16 protein-coding genes and 1 pseudogene are annotated in these 19,403 nt (G+C 68.2%); 2 read left to right on the top strand and 15 right to left on the bottom strand.

Going from position 1 to position 19,403, the window contains the following annotated elements:
- Positions 1 to 52 precede the first annotated feature (52 nt).
- The gene (locus KJ554_08085; protein MBU0742287.1) at positions 53 to 1,039 is read right to left on the bottom strand and encodes a hypothetical protein; all 987 of its coding nucleotides are present in this window, start codon (positions 1,037 to 1,039) and stop codon (positions 53 to 55) included.
- 17 nt (positions 1,040 to 1,056) lie between these two features.
- A complete protein-coding gene (locus KJ554_08080) occupies positions 1,057 to 3,402 on the bottom strand; it encodes an SLBB domain-containing protein (protein ID MBU0742286.1) in 2,346 nt (781 codons plus the stop codon).
- Between the two features lie 200 nt (positions 3,403 to 3,602).
- Between KJ554_08080 and KJ554_08075 the strand changes: the two genes are divergently transcribed.
- Positions 3,603 to 4,745, top strand: a complete 1,143-nt coding sequence (locus KJ554_08075; protein MBU0742285.1) for a DegT/DnrJ/EryC1/StrS family aminotransferase — start codon at positions 3,603 to 3,605, stop codon at positions 4,743 to 4,745.
- Positions 4,746 to 4,751: 6 nt separating this feature from the next.
- On the opposite strand, the gene KJ554_08070 is transcribed toward KJ554_08075, so the two are convergent.
- The 13 genes and pseudogenes from KJ554_08070 to KJ554_08010 form a co-directional block, all read right to left on the bottom strand.
- Positions 4,752 to 5,402, bottom strand: a complete 651-nt coding sequence (locus KJ554_08070; protein ID MBU0742284.1) for an acetyltransferase — start codon at positions 5,400 to 5,402, stop codon at positions 4,752 to 4,754.
- Positions 5,402 to 6,049, bottom strand: a complete 648-nt coding sequence (locus KJ554_08065) for a sugar transferase (protein ID MBU0742283.1) — start codon at positions 6,047 to 6,049, stop codon at positions 5,402 to 5,404. The genes KJ554_08070 and KJ554_08065 overlap by 1 nt, the downstream gene beginning before the upstream one ends.
- Positions 6,046 to 7,284, bottom strand: a pseudogene (locus KJ554_08060) (glycosyltransferase family 4 protein). The gene KJ554_08065 and the pseudogene KJ554_08060 overlap by 4 nt, the downstream one beginning before the upstream one ends.
- Complete coding sequence (locus KJ554_08055; protein MBU0742282.1) at positions 7,281 to 8,414, bottom strand: glycosyltransferase; 1,134 nt, start codon at positions 8,412 to 8,414, stop codon at positions 7,281 to 7,283. The pseudogene KJ554_08060 and the gene KJ554_08055 overlap by 4 nt, the downstream one beginning before the upstream one ends.
- On the bottom strand, positions 8,411 to 9,532 hold the full coding sequence (locus KJ554_08050) for a glycosyltransferase (protein ID MBU0742281.1): 1,122 nt from the start codon (positions 9,530 to 9,532) through the stop codon (positions 8,411 to 8,413). Before KJ554_08050 ends, KJ554_08055 begins: the two co-directional genes overlap by 4 nt.
- Positions 9,533 to 9,579: 47 nt before the next feature.
- On the bottom strand, positions 9,580 to 10,965 hold the full coding sequence (locus tag KJ554_08045) for an O-antigen ligase family protein (protein MBU0742280.1): 1,386 nt from the start codon (positions 10,963 to 10,965) through the stop codon (positions 9,580 to 9,582).
- A complete protein-coding gene (locus KJ554_08040) occupies positions 10,962 to 12,425 on the bottom strand; it encodes a polysaccharide biosynthesis C-terminal domain-containing protein (protein MBU0742279.1) in 1,464 nt (487 codons plus the stop codon). Before KJ554_08040 ends, KJ554_08045 begins: the two co-directional genes overlap by 4 nt.
- A gap of 4 nt (positions 12,426 to 12,429) precedes the next feature.
- Positions 12,430 to 14,379 carry a polysaccharide biosynthesis protein gene (locus KJ554_08035; protein MBU0742278.1) on the bottom strand — a complete coding sequence of 650 codons (1,950 nt, stop codon included), beginning with the start codon at positions 14,377 to 14,379 and terminating at the stop codon, positions 12,430 to 12,432.
- 119 nt (positions 14,380 to 14,498) lie between these two features.
- Complete coding sequence (locus KJ554_08030; GenBank protein MBU0742277.1) at positions 14,499 to 15,248, bottom strand: protein-L-isoaspartate(D-aspartate) O-methyltransferase; 750 nt, start codon at positions 15,246 to 15,248, stop codon at positions 14,499 to 14,501.
- A gap of 95 nt (positions 15,249 to 15,343) precedes the next feature.
- On the bottom strand, positions 15,344 to 15,655 hold the full coding sequence (locus tag KJ554_08025) for a TusE/DsrC/DsvC family sulfur relay protein (GenBank protein MBU0742276.1): 312 nt from the start codon (positions 15,653 to 15,655) through the stop codon (positions 15,344 to 15,346).
- Between the two features lie 48 nt (positions 15,656 to 15,703).
- Positions 15,704 to 16,441 (bottom strand): DUF3307 domain-containing protein, encoded by a 738-nt coding sequence (locus tag KJ554_08020; GenBank protein ID MBU0742275.1) that lies wholly within the window; start codon positions 16,439 to 16,441, stop codon positions 15,704 to 15,706.
- Positions 16,438 to 17,109 carry a SatD family protein gene (locus KJ554_08015; protein MBU0742274.1) on the bottom strand — a complete coding sequence of 224 codons (672 nt, stop codon included), beginning with the start codon at positions 17,107 to 17,109 and terminating at the stop codon, positions 16,438 to 16,440. The genes KJ554_08020 and KJ554_08015 overlap by 4 nt, the downstream gene beginning before the upstream one ends.
- A 237-nt stretch (positions 17,110 to 17,346) precedes the next feature.
- Complete coding sequence (locus KJ554_08010) at positions 17,347 to 18,609, bottom strand: sodium:proton antiporter (protein ID MBU0742273.1); 1,263 nt, start codon at positions 18,607 to 18,609, stop codon at positions 17,347 to 17,349.
- Positions 18,610 to 18,780: 171 nt separating this feature from the next.
- On the opposite strand from KJ554_08010, the gene KJ554_08005 reads away from it, so the two are divergent.
- Positions 18,781 to 19,403 (top strand): hypothetical protein (locus tag KJ554_08005; protein MBU0742272.1); only part of this gene is annotated, 623 nt, incomplete at its 3' end.

The following is a 19,403-nucleotide window of genomic DNA, read 5'->3' as shown; positions in this document are numbered from 1 at the left end:
CTACTGATGCTGACGCTTGTACGGAGTCGGCACCAAAACTCGGTCATGCACATTATTGTGATCGAGTATTGCCGCAAGCCCACACCGACGATATCAATCCTGCGAGTAATCCCAACACCGCACCGAAGAACGCGAAGATGGCCTTGTTTGGCCTGACCGCCCTGATCGGCAATCGGGCGTCATCAAGGATGTTGATGCGTATGAGACGGCGATGCTCGTCTATTCGGGCCGTTTCGAGCTGACGGCTCAATTCGATCCACACGGCGTTCTTCGACGCCACGTGCCTTTCCAGCTCACCATGATGTTGCTTGAGCTGGGGTGATTCGAGATAGCCTCGGTTGGCGAGTTCGAATTCCGTCAGCATATTTTCGGCATCGGCAAGTTCGAGCGCAACGGTTTCGAGACGTGTGCCGATGAAAGCCCTCTGCTCGGCCGCATGGCTCGTATGAAAAGTGATTAGGAATTCGTCAAGCGAAGTGGTCACTTCACTGACTAGACCCTTCGCCAGCAGCGGATCCTTGGCCAACTCCACGCTGACTATCATGAATCCGCTGGACCTGTCCCGGTGAAATGCGATGACGTCGTCGCTGAGCATTCGGAGCGTTTTGTCCAGGATCCTGAGCGTGTCCATGCGGGAGCCTTGAAGATCAAGACCCAGAGCTTGGTACAGGCTAACGGGGTCATCTGACAGGGACGACTGCCATGATTTATCTAGTAGGGGTTCGAGAATTTTATCCGACCGGATGATCTGGCGATAGAGATCTTCCAAGGATTCGGCGCGGGGCGCGTTGATGTCAACAAATCCAGACAACTGAGATAACAGGGCACTATTGAGTTCCCGGTCCCTGCTGGGCAAAAGTGTCACTTCGGCCCTATATACGGACGGCAACAGAAACGCCAGTAGCAGCCCCAACACAAACCCCGCGGCGGCAAGGATGATGATCCACCATCGCGCCTTCCATATCGCACGGATGATCACCGACACATCTTGGCCAGGGATGATCGCGGATGTATCAGCAGTATTCTTGGGCATCGGCATCGCGCATCCTCGGATTTTCACTGCGTCCGATCAATAACCAACCACACCGTAGCCACACTGGCCAGGATACTCGCGATCTCCTTAAGCGTAGCCAGCTTCCCCGCTCCCTCGTCCGGACTCTTCAGCGGCACCACGATCGTCGAACCCGGCATCACCCCGGGGTCGTTCCAGATCTTGCGGATCTGCTTCGACATCCCGTTGGGATACACCACGTGCGTCTTCCACTTGTCCGCCATGTCCGCATAGCCGCCGGCGCGCGCGACGTAGTCGCCCAGGCTCTTGCCGTGCTCGAAGATGATGCTGGTGGGGAAGCCCACCGCGCCGGTCACCTTCACCGTGTAGGGCACCGGCGGGACGAGGACCTCGTCGCCGGCCTCGAGGATCGCGTCGTGCTCGTGGCCGGGCCTGGAGAGGGCGCGGGTCAGGTCGATGGCCACGTTGCCGATGCCGTCCTTCTCGCGCACCACGCGCGTGCCGGGCGCGTAGGCGGTGGGCTTGAGGCCGCCGGCGCGGGCGAGCAGGCTGGACAGGCGCTCGTCGTTGCGTTCCAGCGTGTAGACGCCCGGGAAGTGCACCTCGCCGCGGATGGTCACCTGGCGCGGCAGTTCCCACCAGGGCAGGCTGCGGATCGCCACGCGGTCGTGGGGCTCGAGCGCGAAGTGGCCGCCGTCGGTCAGCCAGTCGTCGCCCATCTGGACGGTGATCACGTCGACGGTGCGCGCGGGCGGAGCGCCCGTCTCGCGGCTGGTGACGGCGTCGCGGCGCACGCGCGACACCTCGGCGCGCAGCAGGTCGGCCGACTCCTTCAGGCCGCCGGCCTTCAGCACGAGATCGCGCAGGGTCATCCGCTCGCGCCACTCGAAGCTGCCCGGCGCGCGCACCTCGCCGCTGATGGCCACCTCGAAGCGGTCGCGCACGTCCCAGATCGAGAAGACGCGCAGCACGTCCATGGGCTGCAGGGCCACCGACGCCTCGCCGGCGAGGGCCCCGCCCAGGTCGAAGTCGACGGCCGAGTGCGCGCGGTCGGCCTCGGTGCGGTCGATGATGGCGCGCTCGTCCAGGGTGTCGGACCAGAGCCCCCCGGCGATCCCCACCAGATCGGCGACGGTCAGGCCCTCGCGGTACTCGTAGCGCCCCGGCTGCTTCACGTTGCCGCGCACCTCGACCCAGTTCTCCAGGCGGTCGGGGATGCGGTCGATGCGCACCACGTCGCCGTCGGCGAGCGGGTGCAGCATCTTCAGGCGCAGGTCCAGGTCCTGGTGGATGCGGTCCGGCTGCTCGGGACGGCGCTCTCGAGGCGGCACGATACGCTCCACGTGCACGTGGTTCCTCTCCGCCTCGGCCGTGAAACCGCCGGCGAAGCGGATCAGGTCCCGCACGTCCTCCCTTTCCCTCATCTCGAAGGTCAGCTCGCGGCGCACCTCGCCCCGGATGCGCACGGTGAGGCCGCGCGGCGGCACGTAGACCGTGTCGCCCTCGCGCAGCAGCGCGTCGCCGGTGCGCTTGCCCGACAACAGGTAGTCGTAGAGATCGAGCGCGGCGACCTGCTGCTCGCCGCGCATCAGGAGGATGGCGCGCAGGCTGCCCTGGGCGTTGGGGCCGCCGGCCGCGTAGAGGGCCGTGAAGACCGTCGCCACCGAGCTCATCTCGTAGGCGCCGGGTTGCGCCGCCTCGCCGACGACGAAGACGCGGATGGCGCGCAGCCGTCCCAGGCTCACGTCCACGAAGGTCGTGCCGCCCTCCCCCTTGGTGTCGATGCCGGAATAGGAGCCAGAGAGCTTCTCGCGCACGGCTCTCGCGACCTCGCCCAGGGTGCGGCCGGCGCAGCGGATCTTGCCGCCCTTGGGCAGGATGACCGCGCCGTCGCGGTCGACCACGCGTTCCAGACGGAACTCCACCTCGCCCCACACGTCCACGAAGACCTGGTCGCCCACGCCGAGCTGATAGCCCTCGGGCACGGGGCCGAAGATCGCCGGTGCGAAGACGCCCGTGTCGAGGCGGAAGAAGTCGGCGCCGAAGATGCTGTCGGGCAGGGCGGCTGCCGGAGACGGATGCGCGGTCGTGTCCTTGCGCGCCGCGGCCAAATCCAGGTCGAATGGCAGGATGACGCCCGGGCGGATGGACGGGCCGGCCGCGCCGGGCAGCTCCGTCAAACCGGGGGGCGTGTCCTCGTCGTCGATGCCCCCACCGGTCTTCTCCTGGTAGCGCCGCAGCAGCTCCTCGCGGCTGAGGCCGCTCCGGCGGGAGGCCTCGTCCAGGAGGTCCTGCGTCGCATCCTGGGAGACGGCCGGCTCGGGCAATACGGCGAGCAGGGTCAGGCAGGCGACGGCGAGGGTGATCGCGACATGGCATCCGTTCCGCATGGCGTCGACTCCATCAGCATCCGAATGGTACGGCGAAACGCGGCGGTCGCTGTGTGCCACCGCCGCCCGGTAGGGGCATCGTAGCACCTGCCGGCGGACCGGCAAGGGAATTGTCGCCGGGACTGGCGTTCGCGCCCTTCGTCATCTATAATCCACCGATCGCACAGGGACATGAGCGGACGGCATCCGGAGGAGACAGCTTGGCCACACCCCTCTCCAGACCCGACATCACCGACCTCGAACGCCAGGCCGTCATGCAGGTCCTGCGCTCCCACAACCTGGCGCTGGGACCGAAGCTGCGCGAGTTCGAAAAGGCCATGGCCGACTACCACGGCCGCAAGCACGCGATCGCCGTCAACAGCGGCACCAGCGGGCTGCACCTGGCCATGATCGCCCTCGGCCTCGAGCCGGGCGACGAGGTGATCACCACGCCGTTCTCCTTCGTGGCGTCGACCAACTGCATCCTCTACGAGCGCGGCGAGCCCCGCTTCGTGGACATCGACCGCGACACCTGGAACATGGACCTCGCGCAACTCGATGCCGCGGTCACGCCGCGCACCCGCGGCCTGCTGCCGGTACACGTCTTCGGCGTGCCCTGCGACATGAAGGCGATCCGCGCCTTCGCCGCCGATCGCGGCTTGTGGGTGGTGGAGGACGCCTGCGAGGCCATCGGGGCCTACTCGCGCGACACGCTGGCCGGCAGTGACTCCGACATCGCCGTGCTCGCCTTCTACCCCAACAAGCAGCTCACCACCGGCGAGGGCGGCATGGTGCTGACCGACGACGACGATCTCGCCGCGGTCATGCGTTCGGCCCACAACCAGGGCCGCGCTCCGCGCGCGGGCTGGCTCAGCCACGAACGCCTCGGCTACAACTACCGCATGAGCGACATCCAGGCCGCCCTGGGCCTGGCGCAGCTCTCGCGCCTCGACGAGATCCTCGCCAAGCGCACGCAGGTGGCCCGCTGGTACGACGAGCGCCTGTCCGGACACGACTGGGTGCGCGGCCAGACCGTGCCCGACGGCGTCACCAAGAGCTGGTTCGTGTACGTCGTGGAACTGGATGCGTCGTTCGGGCGCGTCGGGCGGGACGCCGTGCTGGCCGGCCTGCGCGAGCGGGGCGTCGGTTGCAGCAACTACTTCACCCCCATTCACCTGCAGCCGTTCATCCGCGAGCGTCTGGGCACGTGCGTGGGCGACTTCCCGGTCACGGAGAGCGTGGCGGACCGCACCGTGGCGCTGCCGTTCTTCAGCAACCTCAAGGAGACCGAGGTCGACGGGGTCTGCGCGGCGCTGCAGGAGACGGCGGCCTCGGCGCGCAGGCGGTGCGCCGCCGACCGCTGATCCGCGCTACTTCCTCGCCAGCGGCTTGGCGGGAATCCCCACCACCACATCGCCCGGAGCCACGTCCTTGGTGACCAGCGCACCCGAGCCCACCGTGGCGCCGCGGCCGATCGTCAGCGTCTGCAGGATGCCGGCCCGGGTGCCGATGAGGTTCTCTCCTTCCAGCGTCACGTTCCCCGAGATGGAGCAGCCGGGATTGATCACGCAGCAGTCGCCGATCACGACGTCGTGGCCGTAGGTACAGGAGAGGTTGAAGATGTTGAACGAGCCGATCCTGATGTCGGTGGTGAAGATGCTGCCGGCGGTGATCACGTTGCCCTCGCCGATCTCGATGCGCGCGGCGTCCCAGATCACGCCCGGGTGGACGAGGTTGGGGAAGCTCACGTTGTCGAGCGTCCTCAGGAGCCGGCTCACCGTCGCCAGGGCCCTGGGCGTGCCGATCCCGACGACGCAGCCCACCTGCTCCCGGCGCTTGTCGAACCAGCTGCCGTCGCCCAGGACGGGCAGATCGCCGATGGTCTTGACGGGACCGGCGCAGTCGTCCTCGACGTAGCCCAGCAGCCGGTAGGGCGGCGTGCCGGACGCCGCGTTGATCTCCCGCGCCAGGAAAGCCACTTCGCGCGCCAGTCCGCCCGCGCCGTATATCACGAGATCCATCAAGGCCGATCCTCCTCTCGAGATTTCCCGCCGCCACCGTTGCCCAGGAACTCGGGCATTGTGGCGTAGCCGTCGTGACTGATGCCGCGGCGCCAGAACACGTGGGCCACGGTCATCAGCAGTATCTTCAGGTCGAGCCAGGGCGACACGTGGTCCACGTACCATACGTCCAGTGCGAATTTGGCCTCCCAGTCGATGGCGTTGCGCCCGTTGACCTGGGCCCAGCCGGTGATGCCCGGCTTTACCTCGTGCCGCCGCTTCTGCTGCGCGTCGTAGCGCGCGAGGTATTGCGGAAGCAGGGGGCGCGGCCCGACGAAGCACATCTTCCCGCTCAAGACGTTGATCAGCTCGGGCAGTTCGTCGAGGCTGGTCTTGCGCAACCAGCGACCGACGGTCGTCATGCGCCGCGCATCGGAGAGCAGCACGCCCGTTTCGTTCCGGACCTCGGTCATGGTGCGGAACTTGTAGATGGTGAAGGGCGCGCCCTGCTGGCCGGGCCGCTCCTGCCGGAAGAGCACGGGCGCGCCGATGCGCAGGCGAACCAGCGCCGCGATGAACAACAGCATGGGCGACAGGACGACCAGACCGACCAGGGCCAGCATGGGATCGAAGATGCGCTTCAGGTCGAGGGTGAGGGCGCGGATCATATCGCCCCCCCGGTACCGGTCGCGGCGGCGCGCAGCACGGATTCCAGCCGGGCGGCCAGCGTGTCGCGGTCGAAACGCTCCCGCGCGAGGCGCCGGGCGGCCTCGCCCATGGTTTGCAGGGCGTCGCGGTCGTCCAGCACGGAAACGAGCGCGTACGCGGCGGCGTCACGGTCGTGGGGGTCGAGCACGATGCCGGCGCCGGTCTCGCGCAGCAGGTCGGCTTGCCAGCCGCCGTAGTTGATCGCCGGCGGGCGTCCCGCCGCCAGGGCGTCGAAGAATTTGTTGGCCGAATTATGCCACATGGCCTCGATGGGCAGGAACAGCGAGGTGGCCAGGTCGGCCGCTCGCAGCACGGCGGGCATCTCGCGCTTGGGCACCGGCGGCACCATGAAGAAGGTATCCTCCCACACGCCGAGATCACGCGCCCGCGCCTCGATCTTCTCGCGCTCCATGCCGTCGCCCAGCACGAGGAACCGCACCTCCGGCGCGAGCGGGCGGACCGCGGCGGCAAGTTAGGCGAGGTAGCCCACGCCGTTGATCAGGCCCAGCGCGCCGGCGTAGATCACCAGCGGGCGGTCTCCCAGCCACGGGAAGCGGGCACGGAAGCGGGCCGCCGCCTCGTCCGTGGCGCGGAAGAATTCGAGGTCGCAGGAGTTGGGGATGACCGAGATCCGCTCGCGGGGATAGCCGGTCGCGGCCACGCCGTCGGCCATGCCGGGCGACAGGGCCACCACGCGCGCGCTGCCGTGGTAGGCGCGCCGCTCGAGCCAGCGCGCGGCGGCGATCAGCAGAGGGTTCCTCAGGGCGCCCACCGCGATCGGCAGCTCGGGCCAGAGGTCGCGAACTTCGAAGACCAGCGGCGCCCGCAGCTTGCCCTTCGCCAGAAGCCCGGGCACGGCGATGGTCAGGGGCGCGCTGGTGGCGAAGACGACGTCGGCCCGGTGTCCCCGCGCCCGGCGCGTGCAGGCCCACATGAAGGCCAGGAACTTGCGGATGCGACGGGGGAACGCGTCGCGGTTGGAATAGGGCAGCCGGTAGACCTCCACGCGCACGCCCTCGATCTCGTGGACGTGCCAGCCCGGGCCCGGCGCCCGCGACTCGTCCAGGAAGGCCGAGGAGGTGAGCAGGGTGATTTCGTGACCCGTCGCGGCCAGGCGCCGCGCCATCTCGTAGCTCCGCGTGCCCCCCACGCCCCGGGGTTCGATGAAGTACTGGTGCAGGTAGAGGATCCTCACGGCGCCCCTTCTTCCAGAAGCTCGCGGTAGAGATCCAGGAGCCTGGCTGCCTCGCGGTCCCAGTTGTACGTGCTCAGCACGGCCTCGCGACCGCGCCGGCCCATGGCCCGCGCGGCCGCGGGATTGTCGAGGAGGAGGCGAATCGCGTCGGTCACCGCGACATCGTCATCCGGATCCACGCAGATCCCGCAGCCGTTGGCCTCGACGACGTCGCGCCAGACGGGCATGTCCGTCGCGACGATGGGCAATCCGGCCGCCATGTATTCGAAGAACTTGGTCAGTTCCTTGCGTCGATAATGCTCCGTGCGCGGGAAAAGGGCCAGTCCGGCCGTCCAGCCGCCCTCTGCATAGCGCGCGAGAATGCGCTCGTAGGGCACATGTCCGTCCTCCCCCTCGATGTGCAGGCGCCCGGCCCCGTCGCCCGCGATGGAGCGCAGGCGATCCGCCTCGCCCGGGAAACAGCGGCCGACCAGGTGGATCTCGCAGTCCGGCAGCAGGCGCACGAGGGAGGCGTGACGGTCCGCGCCGCGATCGGCGCTGACGTTTCCGGTGTAGAGCAGGCGCGGCCGGCCCGGGGGCGGCGCAGCCTGCGGTTGCGGGAGGATCTCCACGCGCGGGTAATTGAGCACCGTCCGTCCGCGGGGAAAGCGATCCGCGTAGTATTTCTCGGCCAGCACGACCGCGAAGGCGCGAGCGGCCAGACGTTCCAGGCCGTCGAACAGCGCGCCGGCCAGACGCGCGAGCGGTCGCGGCAGATAGGGCTTCTGGACGATCGCCGTAACGTAGTCCTCATGCACATCGTACACGACCCGGCGGCCGGCCAGGCGCAGCAGGAGCCCGGCGGGAATGAGTTCGGGATCGTGGAAGTGGCAGATGCGCGCGCCCGAGGCCCGCGCCACGCTCCAGACGCGCCAGGTCGTGATCAGCATGCGCGCGAGTCGACCGCGCGGCGGCGGCACCGCGCGGATCGATACGCCATCGCGCGCCGCGTCCCGCTCCGCGGGCGCCACCAGCAGGACTTCGAAACCGGCCTCCGCCAGCGAGCGGCACTGCTTGTGGAAGATACGCGGGTCGTCCGGGTCGTGGACCGAAGTGAGGTGGGCGATGGTCGTTTTTCCGCTGGTTGTCATCGCCTCTGGGTCCGTTCGCTGGCAAGTCCGGCATACAGGGACAGGAGCCTTTCGCCCTGGCCTTCCCAGTTGATCTCGGACCGCACCCGCTCGGCATTGCGCGCCATCCTCGAGCGGATCTCCTCGTCTCCGACCACCTCGAGGACGGCCCGCGCCAGGGACCGCGGGTCTTCCGGGTCGAACAGCGCGCCGACATCGAACCGCTCCACCAGGCTTCGGATCTCCGGCTGGTCGCTGCCGACGATCGGCACGCCGGCCGCGCAGTAGTCGTACAGCTTGTTGGGCGAGCAATGATGGTTGTTCAGGTTCGTGTCGCGGTAAATGACGATGCCCGCGTGCGCGAGCCGCATGTAGGAGACGACCTGCGCGGCGGGCACCTTGCCGACCATCCACAGGCGGCCGGCCGTGCCGTCGGCCTGCGCGCGCGCACGCATGTCGTCCCCGGCAGCCCCGTCGCCCACGACCACCAGTACGATGTCCTCGGGCAGATGCTTCAGGGCGCCCACCATGTTTGCCAGCCCCCGCCCGCGCGTGAGCACCCCCTGGTAGACCAGCAGGCGCGCGGCTTGAGGCGGCGGACCGGCCGGCCAGACGGCGGTGGGGCCCTCCGGCAGTCCATCGCGCGGTGTGACGTTCATGATCGACAGCGGGCGCGTCTTCAGGCCGTATCGCTCGACCATGACCGCCGACCTCGCCTCGCTGGCGCAGATCACCCGGTCCGCGCGGCGCAGGAGCCACAGCACGAAGCTGCGATGCAGTGCGCCGATCCACGACCTGGTGACAGGTCCCGTCCGATCGAGCTCCAGTTCGTGGGCATCATAGACGAAATCCGCGCGTCGCAGCCTGGCCGCGATCCAGGCGGGAAGAGCGCCCACCACCTCATGACCGTGGTAGGCATCCGCCCCGGCGGCGATGGCCGCCGTCGTCGCGCGCAGCAGGAACTCCAGGTACATCACGGGCCAGAAGAAAGGCGACGAAGGCAGCCTGTGCGCCACCAGCGGCACGCTGCGCACCGTGAAGCCGTCCAGGCGGCGACTGCCGCCGCCGCCGCGCACGTGATCGACGACGCACACCTCGTGGCGCGAGGCCAGAGAAGCCGCCTCGCGCCTGATCCTCATGATGTTGCGGACATCCCGGAGCGTCACCATGCATATGCGCACCGCCCTCACACCTCCCGCGACCGTTCCGGTCCCCCGCGCGCCGGCACCGTCTCGGCGGCGTGGACGCCCAGGAAGCCGAACAGCCAGAAAAACACCGCAAACTGGGCGTTGAGCAGCGGGTCGCTGTCGGTCAGCATCAGCAGGCAAAGGGACACCCATATCGCGATATTGAGCGACGCCTGGCCCGAGATCCGCGGCGACGCGCGCGCGCGCAGGGAAACCATTATCGGCACCGCCAGGATGGCGACGAAGACCAGCAGAGCCGGCCAGCCGTGTTCCGCCGCGATCAACAGGTACATGTTATGCGGCTCCATGGCCGTCATCTCGTCGCCCACCATCATCAAGCGCCGCTTGTCCCCGCTGTCGTCGCTGCGCAGCCACGTGGTGCGGACCTCCTCATAGAGCAGCCCCGGCCCCGCGCCGAGCAGCGGTTCCCGGATGCTGACACCCAGGGCCGCTGCTGCGCTTGCCTTGCGAACGGAAAGAGAGAAATCCCCGGTCTCCAGGAACCGGTCGAAGCTGTAGTCGCCCTTCAGCACCGCCAGGCCGAAAACGGCGGCGGCAATGGCCACCGGCACGCACAGCATCTGTCCGAGACGTTGCCGTCTGGCCCAGAGCAGCCAGTACAGGACGTGGAGAATCAGGAAGGCGAACAACACCGAGCGCGCGAGCGTGAACATGATGGCGACGACGTTGAGCGCGGCCAGCATGGCGAATATCGGGCGTCTGGTCGTCATGTACTCGTGCAGGAGAACGCCGTAGGCCATGATCACCAGGCCGCCGGAAGCGATGGTGCTCCCCAGGGGCGACCAGCCGCGCACGAAACCATTGTCGGCCGAAACGGCCTGCTGTCGCCAGCCCATGGCCGGGCCGATGACATCGGGCAACAGGGCCGTCAGGAGCATGATCAGCGGCGTGATCAGCCCGATCAACAGCGCGATGGACAGGCGCAACCTGCGGTTTGCCTCGGGAGTGCGGGGGTAGAGGTCGGTGATCTGGGCTGCGACGACGAAAGGCGGCACCGCGATGAACAGGATCTGGGCTGCCGCCGCCAGGCCTTCGGCTCCGGCGTGCACGGCGCCGCTGACAAGCGAGAGCAGGCACCAGACCATCAGCAGGCGCGTGGCGCTGCCGCGGCCCCGACGCCTCGTCACGCCGCGCACACCGCGCAACAGGGCCAGCAGCAACGCGACCGTCGCCAGGTAGATGTGGATGCCCAGCAGGGGACGGCCCAGCACGGAGAGCGTCAGCATCTGATCGAAGCGCGAGAGGAAAAACGCCACGGAGAACAGGAATGCCATGGTCATCAGGTCGCGCCAGCGGAAACGCACGGCAAGGACGTAGCCGGCCGCCGCCATGCCCAACCCGGCCAGGAAAACCGCGATCGTCACGCCGACCACCTCCCGGCCTCGCGCAGTTCGACGTCTATTTCACCGGTCCGCCAGATCACGAGGAAGTAGGTTCCCGCGCCGATGAGCACGGCCAGCGCCAGGCGCGGTGCGTCGTCGATCGTCAGGACCCTCATCAACCCTCCCAGGACGAAGGCCATCGCCGCCGCAGCCAGCACGGAGCGCCAGGCCGTGCGCAAGGGGAGCACGACGCGCTCCGGGCGGATGCCCCAGATCATCGATGCGGCCAGCATCACGGCGTTGGCGACGAGCGTCGAATACGCGGCCGACAGGTAGCCGTGCCTCGGCACGAGATACAGAGACAGACCGATATTGACCGCGGCAGCGGACAATCCGACCGCCGCCATGACCGCGGTCCGCTTGGCGACGATGAACTTCAACGAGAAATACTGGCTCAACCCATACAGGAACATGCCGCCCGCGACGAGCGACAACGCCGGCCAGGCCGCCGCGTATTCCGGGCCGGCGACGACCGCCAGCACCGGCCTGGCCAGCAGAGCCAGACCGGTCAGGGCCGGCAGCCCGCCCAGCATGAACCAGCGCAGCCCGTCACGCACGATCGGCCGATAGTCCTCTCCGGCCTCCCAGGCATCGATCGCCAGCGGATAAAGGCCGAGCATGACGATCTGCTGGAAGATCACGAGCGGCGCGCCGCCGATATTCACGGCGGCCGAGAAGAGTCCCGTCGACTCGGAACCGGTGAGCGACATCACCACGTAGCGGTTGCCGGCCACGCGCAGGGACGTGGCGAGCAGGGCCACCGCCAGGGGGGCGCCGAAGACCAGATACCGCCCGAGGACATCGACCGAGACCCCCTTCCAGCGCACGTGCCGCCAGGCGCCGAGCAGGGTCCACGACCAAAGCGCCACCAGCGCGAGGCCGCCGATGCGGAACATGAAGTAGGTGGGTATGTCGCGGGAGACCAGCAGCAGGCCGCCCACGCCGAGCACGTGGCGCGACACGCCCTGCAGGGTGCGCGACACCGTGAAGGCCACCGGACGGTGTTCGGCCCGCAGCACCATCTCGCCGCTGTAGGCGAAGGCCGAGACGACGGCGTCGACCAGCGTCCAGACCAGCAGCGCGCCGACGGCCGTCCGCACCCTCTCCGGCAGCAGGTCGCCGCCGCCGGCCACCAGCAGCGCGGTCACGCACGAGGCGGCGATCAGGCCGACGAGCTGGTTGCTGTAGAAGCGGTCGAGCTCGTCCCCCATGGGAGTGCGGAAGCGCAAGGCGCAGTTGTTGATCCAGTCGAAGCCGAGCGTGCGCAGCAGGCCGGCGGTCAGCAGCACCACCGAGAGGTCGCCGTAGGTGGACGCGCCCAGGGCGCGCGTGAGCACGGGGATGGCCAGGAAACCGAGCAGCGGCTCCACGAAGCGCGACGGCGCGTACTTGAGGATCGCGTCGCCCACGCCGGTTCCCGCTGTCCGGTCCCTCTGGGTCATGGGGTCAGTCTTCCGTCTCGCGGACCGCAGCCGACGGCGCCGCCCGCTCCCGCACATCCCCCTGGAAGTCCGGCGCCAGCCTGAGCAGGTGGGGCCAGCACTCCCGCATGTTCCCCGCCTCGGCGGCGGCCAGCAACGCGTCGACCACCTCCGCGGCGCCCGCCGTGTCGCGCCGGCTGCGCGCCACGCGGATGCCGGGGTGGCGGGTGGGCTGGGGCTCCTCGTCCGGGGTCCAGAGTTCCTCGTAGAGCTTCTCGCCCGGCCGCAGCCCGGTGTAGACGATGGGCACGTCCACCTCGGGCGTGAGCCCGGCGAGCTGTATCATCTGCCGCGCCAGGTTGTCGATCTTCACCGGTTCGCCCATGTCCAGGATGAAGACCTCGTCGCCGTCGCCCAGGCCCGCGGCGTAGAGCACCAGGTGCACGGCCTCGGCGATGGTCATGAAGTAGCGGGTCATGCGCTTGTCGGTGACGGTCACCGGCCCGCCCTGCCGGATCTGCTTCAAGAACAGTTCCACGACGCTGCCTGCCGAGCCGAGCACGTTGCCGAAGCGGATCGTCGAGAAGCGCGTGCCGTCGGGCTCCAGCTCGCCCTGGACGCGGATCACGCGCTCGGCGACCTGCTTGGTGGCGCCCATGATGCTGGTGGGCCGCACGGCCTTGTCGGTGGAGATCATCACGAAGCGGTCGACGCCGTAGCGCTGGGCCAGCCGCGCCATGTTGCGCGTGCCGCCCACGTTGTTGCGGATGGCCTCGGTGGGATGGAACTGCAGGATGGGCACGTGCTTGTAGGCCGCCGCGTGGAAGACCAGGGCGGGCCCGTAGCGCGAGAAGAGCGCCTCCATCCGCGGCTCGTCCTTGATGTCGCCCAGGAAGAAGGCCATGTCCGCGCCGGGACATCGCGAGCGCAGTTCCTGCTCGAGGCGGAACAGTCCGTTCTCGTCCCTGTCCAGGCAGAGCAGCCGCGCGGCCCCCTGGTCGATGATCTGGCGGCACAGCTCCGAGCCTATGCTGCCGGCGGCGCCGGTGACCAGCACCGCGGCCCCCTTGACCAGGGCGCGGATCTCGGGCACGTCGGTGCGCACGACGCGGCGCGTGAGCAGGTCGTCCAGGCTGAAGTCCTGGATGCGCGTGACCGCCTCGCTGCTCTGCAGGATCTGCCAGATGTCGGGCGTCGTCTTCAGGGGCAGACCGGTGCCGCGGCTCAGCTTGAGGATGCGGTAGAGCTGGGACGTGGCGGCCGAGGGCAGGGCCAGGATGATCGCCTCGGCGCGGTGCTTGCGCGCCACCTCGCCGATGCGGTCGATGGGGCAGGTGACGGGTACGCCGTGGATGGTGATGCCGTGCTTGAGCGGATCGTCGTCCACCAGGGCGACGGGCTTGTAGGCGTTCAGGCGCGGCGTCATCATGGCCTCGAGCACCAGGTTCGCGGCCGAGCCGGCGCCCACGATCACCACGCGCGTCTGCGGCCCGGGACTCACCTGCCGCGACAGGAAATCGAGGATGCGGTAGGCGTAGCGGCCGATGCCCGTCAGCGCCAGGCACACGACGGTATCGACGATCAGCACCGAGCGCGGGAACGCGCCCTGGTGCGACCACATCAGCGCCACCGCGTCGATAGCCGAGCCCACCAGCGTGGCGTAGACCAGCGGCGCCATGTCGCGCAGCCCGGCGAACCGCCACGACACGCGGTGCAGGCCGAAGGCGTAGAACACCACCAGCCTCACCGGCACCGCGACCACGAGCATCGTCCGCCACCACTCGGGCCAGTGGGGCACGCGCTTGAGCCAAGACCACTCGAAGCGGGCCAAGAACGAGACCGTCACCGACAGCGCCGCGATCGCGCCGAAGAAGAGCACGAAGAAGAGCAGGCGATGGCGGCGCACCAGCTGGGAGAGCGGCCCCTTGTCGTCCGGTGTCAGGGCGCGCAGGGTCTTGCGGAGGTCAGCGGCCATAGGATGCACCGGAGCGAGCCGCGGCGAGCGCGGTCGCAGTTCGCGACATGGCGAGGGGGGCCGCCGAACGCGGCCCCGCGCGGGGCTCAGGATAAGCCTCGGCAGGGATCGAATCCAGGTTATTCATCCTCGCGCGTCAAGGGCACGAACCGCACCGGCAGCACCTCGCGGCGGGTCACCCGGCCGTCGCCGGACTTCTCCACCACGGTCAGCTCCTGCACCCAGCCCTGCCGGCCGACGGGGATCACCAGGCGCCTGCCGGGCGCGAGCTGCTCGACCAGGGCCGGCGGCAGGTGGTCCGGCGCGGCGGTGACGATGATGCCGGCGTAGGGCGCGTGCTCCGGCACGCCGAGGTATCCGTCCCCCTCGTAGACGGTCACGTTGTCGTAGCCGAGGGCGGCGAGCCGCTTGCGCGCGGAACGGGCCAGCTCGGGCACGATCTCGATGGTGTGCACGTGGGCGCAGAACTCCGACAGCACCGCCGCCTGGTAGCCGCTGCCGGTGCCTACCTCGAGCACCGTGTCGCCGGGTCCGGCGGCGATCAGGTCGCTCATCATGGCCACGACGGTGGGCTGGCTGATGGTCTGGCCGCTGCCGATGGGCAGCGGGCGGTTGTCGTGGGCCCAGCGGCGCATCTCGGACGGCACGAACTCGTGGCGCGGCACCTTGAGCATGGCGTCCCGGACCTCGGCGGAGAGATGCGAACGGCCGAGCACCTCTGGACTGCGCGCCACGTCGGCGTCGACCTCGCGCATCATGCGCGCGCGGGCGGCGGCGGGATCCTCGCTCGCGGCGGAGCCGCAGCCGAACAGACCGCTCAGGCCGATCATCAGGACGAGAGGGAGGCGGACGGAACGGCGTACACGCATGTCCCTCCTCCGGCTGGGGTTGAAGAGGGGTGAAGACGGGCGAAGGCCGCGGACACCTATATCATCGGTCAAACCGGGGTGCGTTGGCAAGGGGGTCACACGCACCCGTCCGGCCGGGGCAGTCCGGCGTACCTGCAGGCGCCGTGGGCGGGACCGCCGGGAAACAGCGCGTAGATGTCCCGCAACGAGAAGCCGGTCTCGCGGCAGAGCACGCGGATCATGGGCGCCACGCCGCGATCCAGCCAGTGATCGCGCACGAAATCCATCACCCGCCAGTGATCGGCGGTCAGCGCCGTCACGCCGTCGGCGGCGGCGAGAGCGGCCGCCAGCTCGCGCGTCCAGGCGGCGGGATCGGCCATGAAGCCGTCCTCGTCGACGGGGATGGGCGCGCCGCGGCGCCCCGGCATCCGCGGGCCGCATCCGTCGATCGCTTCCTTGTCCTCCGGAAAGGCCATTCACGACAGATAGGCCAGCACGTAATGCGCCGCCAGTCCCGAGAGCACGGCTACCAGCAGGCTGGCCAGCGTGCCGATCATGTAGTAGTCGGAGAACCCCTGCTTCTTGAGCCTGTCGAAGCGCGCGACCGACTTGGCCGTCAGGATGAAACCGACGGCCCCCCACTGGGACAGCAGCACCATCACGAGCAGGAGCAGGCGCTCGAGCATGCCGATCAGGGTGCCCGTGCGCGCCATGTCCTCGGCGGCGTCCTGCAGTTTGTCCCTGATCGACGAGAAACGCGCGAGCAGCAACCGGACGATCGTGTCGCCGCCGCGCAGGTTCAGTCCGACCACCCCGGCCAGCAGGGCGATCTTCGTGAAGGTCGCAGCCCCGCCGGGGGTGAAACCGGCGCGCAGGAGCGGACCGGCGTCGGGGACATACCACATCCAGAACAGCCTGAGAAAGACCAGGTGCAGCACCTGGTCCGCGAAGAACAGCCCGAGGGTCGGCGGCCGGTGCGCCCTGAGGAAATCGACCAGCAGGTGGATCAGGGTGAGAACGGACAGACCCAGCGCCAGCTTCGCGCTCCAGAAGGGATAGAGCAGGAGCCAGTGGGACGCGTACAGGCCGACCGCGTGGATCGACAGCGCCTTCGGCCGGCGCTTGCCCTCGGCGACCCGCGTGGTCTGCACCAGAAACTCGCCGACGAGGTGGCCGGAGAGCAGCAGCACGGCGAAGACCAGGGAGAGATTCATGTCCCGTCGCCTCCCGTCGGTCGGACGAGATAGTCGCGCAGGAGTATCTTCATCGCCTCCTCCGCTGCCAGCAGCTGCGAATAATTCGCGGCCTTCAGCATCTTGCTCAGGGTCGATTTGTCGATGCCCATCCCCTCGGAAGTCGCGGTAAGGGTGGGCATGCGGCGGCGCTCGGTGACGGCCGTCCTCTGTCGCGCGGTCCACCCGTCCCTGATCACCTGGATCAAACCGAGCATTCCGTTGATGACGCGCTCGTGCGCGTCGGGAGCACCCGAACATGTCGCCCAGCGGTCTTCCTTCTTGCCGCGCACCAGGGCGCCGTAGGCGTTGTGGAAGCAGGTCCCGTCCATCTCCGTGGTCCTGGACCTGAAGGCGGTCTCGATCGTGCCCCAGCCCAATCCGTAGCGGAAAGTGAAATGGTCGGACCGGGAATCGAAGGCATCGATGATCGCCAGCGCGTACTCCGGCGCGGCCAGCAGTCCCTGGAACTCATCCCCCTTCGCGATGGAGAAGGGCACGGCGAGATCCCGGCGGAAATCCGCGTTGACCGCGTCGATGACACCCAGAAAGGCGCGCTGGGCCAGATCCCGGTCGTCGATCAAGCGCGAATGCTTGATGTCCCCGTAGACCGCCAGATAAAATCGACCATTATCAGCCAACATGCTCATGATTGGTAAATCATAGCCAATTTCATGCCCCTGTCAACAGGTGATTCTTGGCTTGATACAGCCAATGTTGTTTATGTTGGCTAAATATAGCCAGCATGGTGACATACACCCCGATCACCAGATCTGCCAGACCGGAATCAGATGGTTGTGCCTTCGGGACCGTGTCTGTTCATCCCGATGAGGGATAAAGCCCCATCATCCGCGGAGAGCAGACACGGTCTCAAGGGCACAGCCGGATCAGATATACCGCCGCAACACCTTCTTGATGGTCATCCCCTGCACCAGGATCGAGAACAGCACCACCATGTAGGTGCAGGTCAACAGCAGGGGCTTCTCCGCGATGGGGGGCAGCGACAGGGCCAGCGCCACCGAGATGCCGCCGCGCAGGCCCGCCCAGGTCAGGATGCGCACCACGCCCTGGGAGAACTCGGTCCGCCAGCGCAGCAGCGTGATGGGTATGCTGACGCTGATCAGCCGGGCCAACAGCACCACGAAGATGGAGATCAGGCCGGCCAGGGCGCTCGCGCGGTGGAAGGCCATCACCAGCACCTCGACGCCGATCAGCAGGAAGAGCACGGCGTTGAGCATCTCGTCCAGCAGCTCCCAGAACTTTTCGAGATAATCCGCGACCTCGTCGCTCATGGCGAAGGCGCGGCCGCGGTTGCCGATCAGCAGCCCGGCCGTGACCACCGCGATGGGGCCGGAGATGTGCAGCGCCCAGGCCAGGCTGTAGCTGCCCATCACCAGGGCCAGGGTCACCAGCACCTCCACCTTGTAGTCGTCGATCGTCAGCATCATGCGGTAGGCGAGCCAGCCCGCGGCCAGGCCCAGCAGGGCGCCGCCGCCGGCCTCGCGCAGGAAGAACCAGGCCAGGTCCGCCGGTCCCATGGACCCGCCGTGGCCGGCGCCGGCCTGGCCGATCCTGGTCTGCAGCAGGGCCACCAGGCCGGTGAAGACCACCACCGCCACGCCGTCGTTGAAGAGGGACTCGCCGGCGATCTTGGCCTCGAGCGAGGGGGGCGCGTGCAGGGTCTTGAGCGTGCCCATCACCGCGATGGGATCGGTCGGCGAGATGAGCGCCCCGAAGACCAGGCAGGCCAGCCACGACGCCTGCAGCCCCAGCAGACCGAAGACCAGCTTGCTCATCACCGCCACCAGGACCGTGCTGATCAGCAGGCCCACCGTGGCCAGCAGGGAGATCGTCCAGCGCTTCTGCACGAAGTAGTCCAGGTCGGCGTGCAGGGCGCCCGCGAAGAGCAGGAAACCGAGCATGCCGTGCATCAGGGCCTCGTTGAGGTCTAGGTTGCCCACGTAGCCGCGGATGATGGTCACCAGCTCGAGGTCGGGAGCCAGCGCCGAGAGCAGCATCACACCCAGCGAGCTGACCAGGCTGATCACCAGCAGCCCCACCGACGACTCCAGTTTCAGGAAGCGGCTGTTGAGATAGCCGAAAATGGCGGCTAGGGTCAGCAACACGGCGATGACGTCGAACAGGCTCATATCTTCCTCCAGGTGGGGATTCTTCCCCAGGAATGCGGCGGCATCAAGGCAATAATGGGCTCAATCGTGACGACAGAATATGACAATATATGATATAATTGTATCGTAAATCATCTACGCCAGGAGATGCTATCATGCATCGCATCGTGTACAAGGCAAGGATGGCCAGGTATGAGAACCCTGATCGCGGTCATGATCGCCGGCATCATCGGTTCGTCGTCCCCCGGTGACGACATCGGCGCCATCCGCGCGCACCTGATCGAGCGCCTGTCGATCGACGAGCTGGCGAGCCGGGCGCACGTGGCCGAATTCTACGCGGGCCGCGACTGGATCCCGGTCTGGACGACAGATCAACCGGCACACGCCCTGATCCATTCCGTGCTGTTCTATCTGGACGCCGCCCGCGCCGAAGGGATCGAGCCCGGCGGATTCCACGCCGACGACCTGACCTCCCTGGCCCACTTCCACGACCGGCGGCTATCCCCCGTCGACCTGGCCAGTCGCGACCTCCTGCTGACCGACGCCGTCTTCACGCTGGCCCGGCAGTTCGCCGGCGCCCGGATCGATCCCGCGATGCTGTACGATCGCTGGGAGACGCCGTCGCGCGACGCGGACCTCCTGGCCCCCCTCGCCGCCGCGCTGGATTCCGGCCGCCTCCTGTTCGAGACGCTCGATGCGTTGCGCCCGGACGATCCGGGTTACGCCGGGCTGCGCGAATCCCTCGCGCGCTACCGCGCGTACGAGGCGGACGGCGGCTGGCCGGCTCTGCCCGACGGCCCGGCGCTGCGCCCCGG

Source organism: bacterium, from assembly GCA_018814885.1.
In the GTDB taxonomy this organism is placed as follows: Bacteria; Krumholzibacteriota; Krumholzibacteriia; order LZORAL124-64-63; family LZORAL124-64-63; genus JAHIYU01.
Note: the sequence above shows the minus strand (reverse complement) of the source record. Positions and strands in the feature narration are given on the sequence as shown.

Coding starts and splice junctions, on each gene's coding strand:
- KJ554_08050 (MBU0742281.1), bottom strand. CDS start 9,532: ATGAGGATCAGGCGCGAGGCGGCTTCTCTGGCCTCGCGCCACGAGGTG.
- KJ554_08010 (MBU0742273.1), bottom strand. CDS start 18,609: ATGAGCCTGTTCGACGTCATCGCCGTGTTGCTGACCCTAGCCGCCATT.
- KJ554_08025 (MBU0742276.1), bottom strand. CDS start 15,655: ATGCCGGGGCGCCGCGGCGCGCCCATCCCCGTCGACGAGGACGGCTTC.
- KJ554_08065 (MBU0742283.1), bottom strand. CDS start 6,049: ATGATCCGCGCCCTCACCCTCGACCTGAAGCGCATCTTCGATCCCATG.
- KJ554_08070 (MBU0742284.1), bottom strand. CDS start 5,402: ATGGATCTCGTGATATACGGCGCGGGCGGACTGGCGCGCGAAGTGGCT.
- KJ554_08085 (MBU0742287.1), bottom strand. CDS start 1,039: ATGCCGATGCCCAAGAATACTGCTGATACATCCGCGATCATCCCTGGC.
- KJ554_08040 (MBU0742279.1), bottom strand. CDS start 12,425: ATGACCCAGAGGGACCGGACAGCGGGAACCGGCGTGGGCGACGCGATC.
- KJ554_08055 (MBU0742282.1), bottom strand. CDS start 8,414: ATGACAACCAGCGGAAAAACGACCATCGCCCACCTCACTTCGGTCCAC.
- KJ554_08020 (MBU0742275.1), bottom strand. CDS start 16,441: ATGAATCTCTCCCTGGTCTTCGCCGTGCTGCTGCTCTCCGGCCACCTC.
- KJ554_08080 (MBU0742286.1), bottom strand. CDS start 3,402: ATGCGGAACGGATGCCATGTCGCGATCACCCTCGCCGTCGCCTGCCTG.
- KJ554_08035 (MBU0742278.1), bottom strand. CDS start 14,379: ATGGCCGCTGACCTCCGCAAGACCCTGCGCGCCCTGACACCGGACGAC.
- KJ554_08030 (MBU0742277.1), bottom strand. CDS start 15,248: ATGCGTGTACGCCGTTCCGTCCGCCTCCCTCTCGTCCTGATGATCGGC.
- KJ554_08015 (MBU0742274.1), bottom strand. CDS start 17,109: ATGAGCATGTTGGCTGATAATGGTCGATTTTATCTGGCGGTCTACGGG.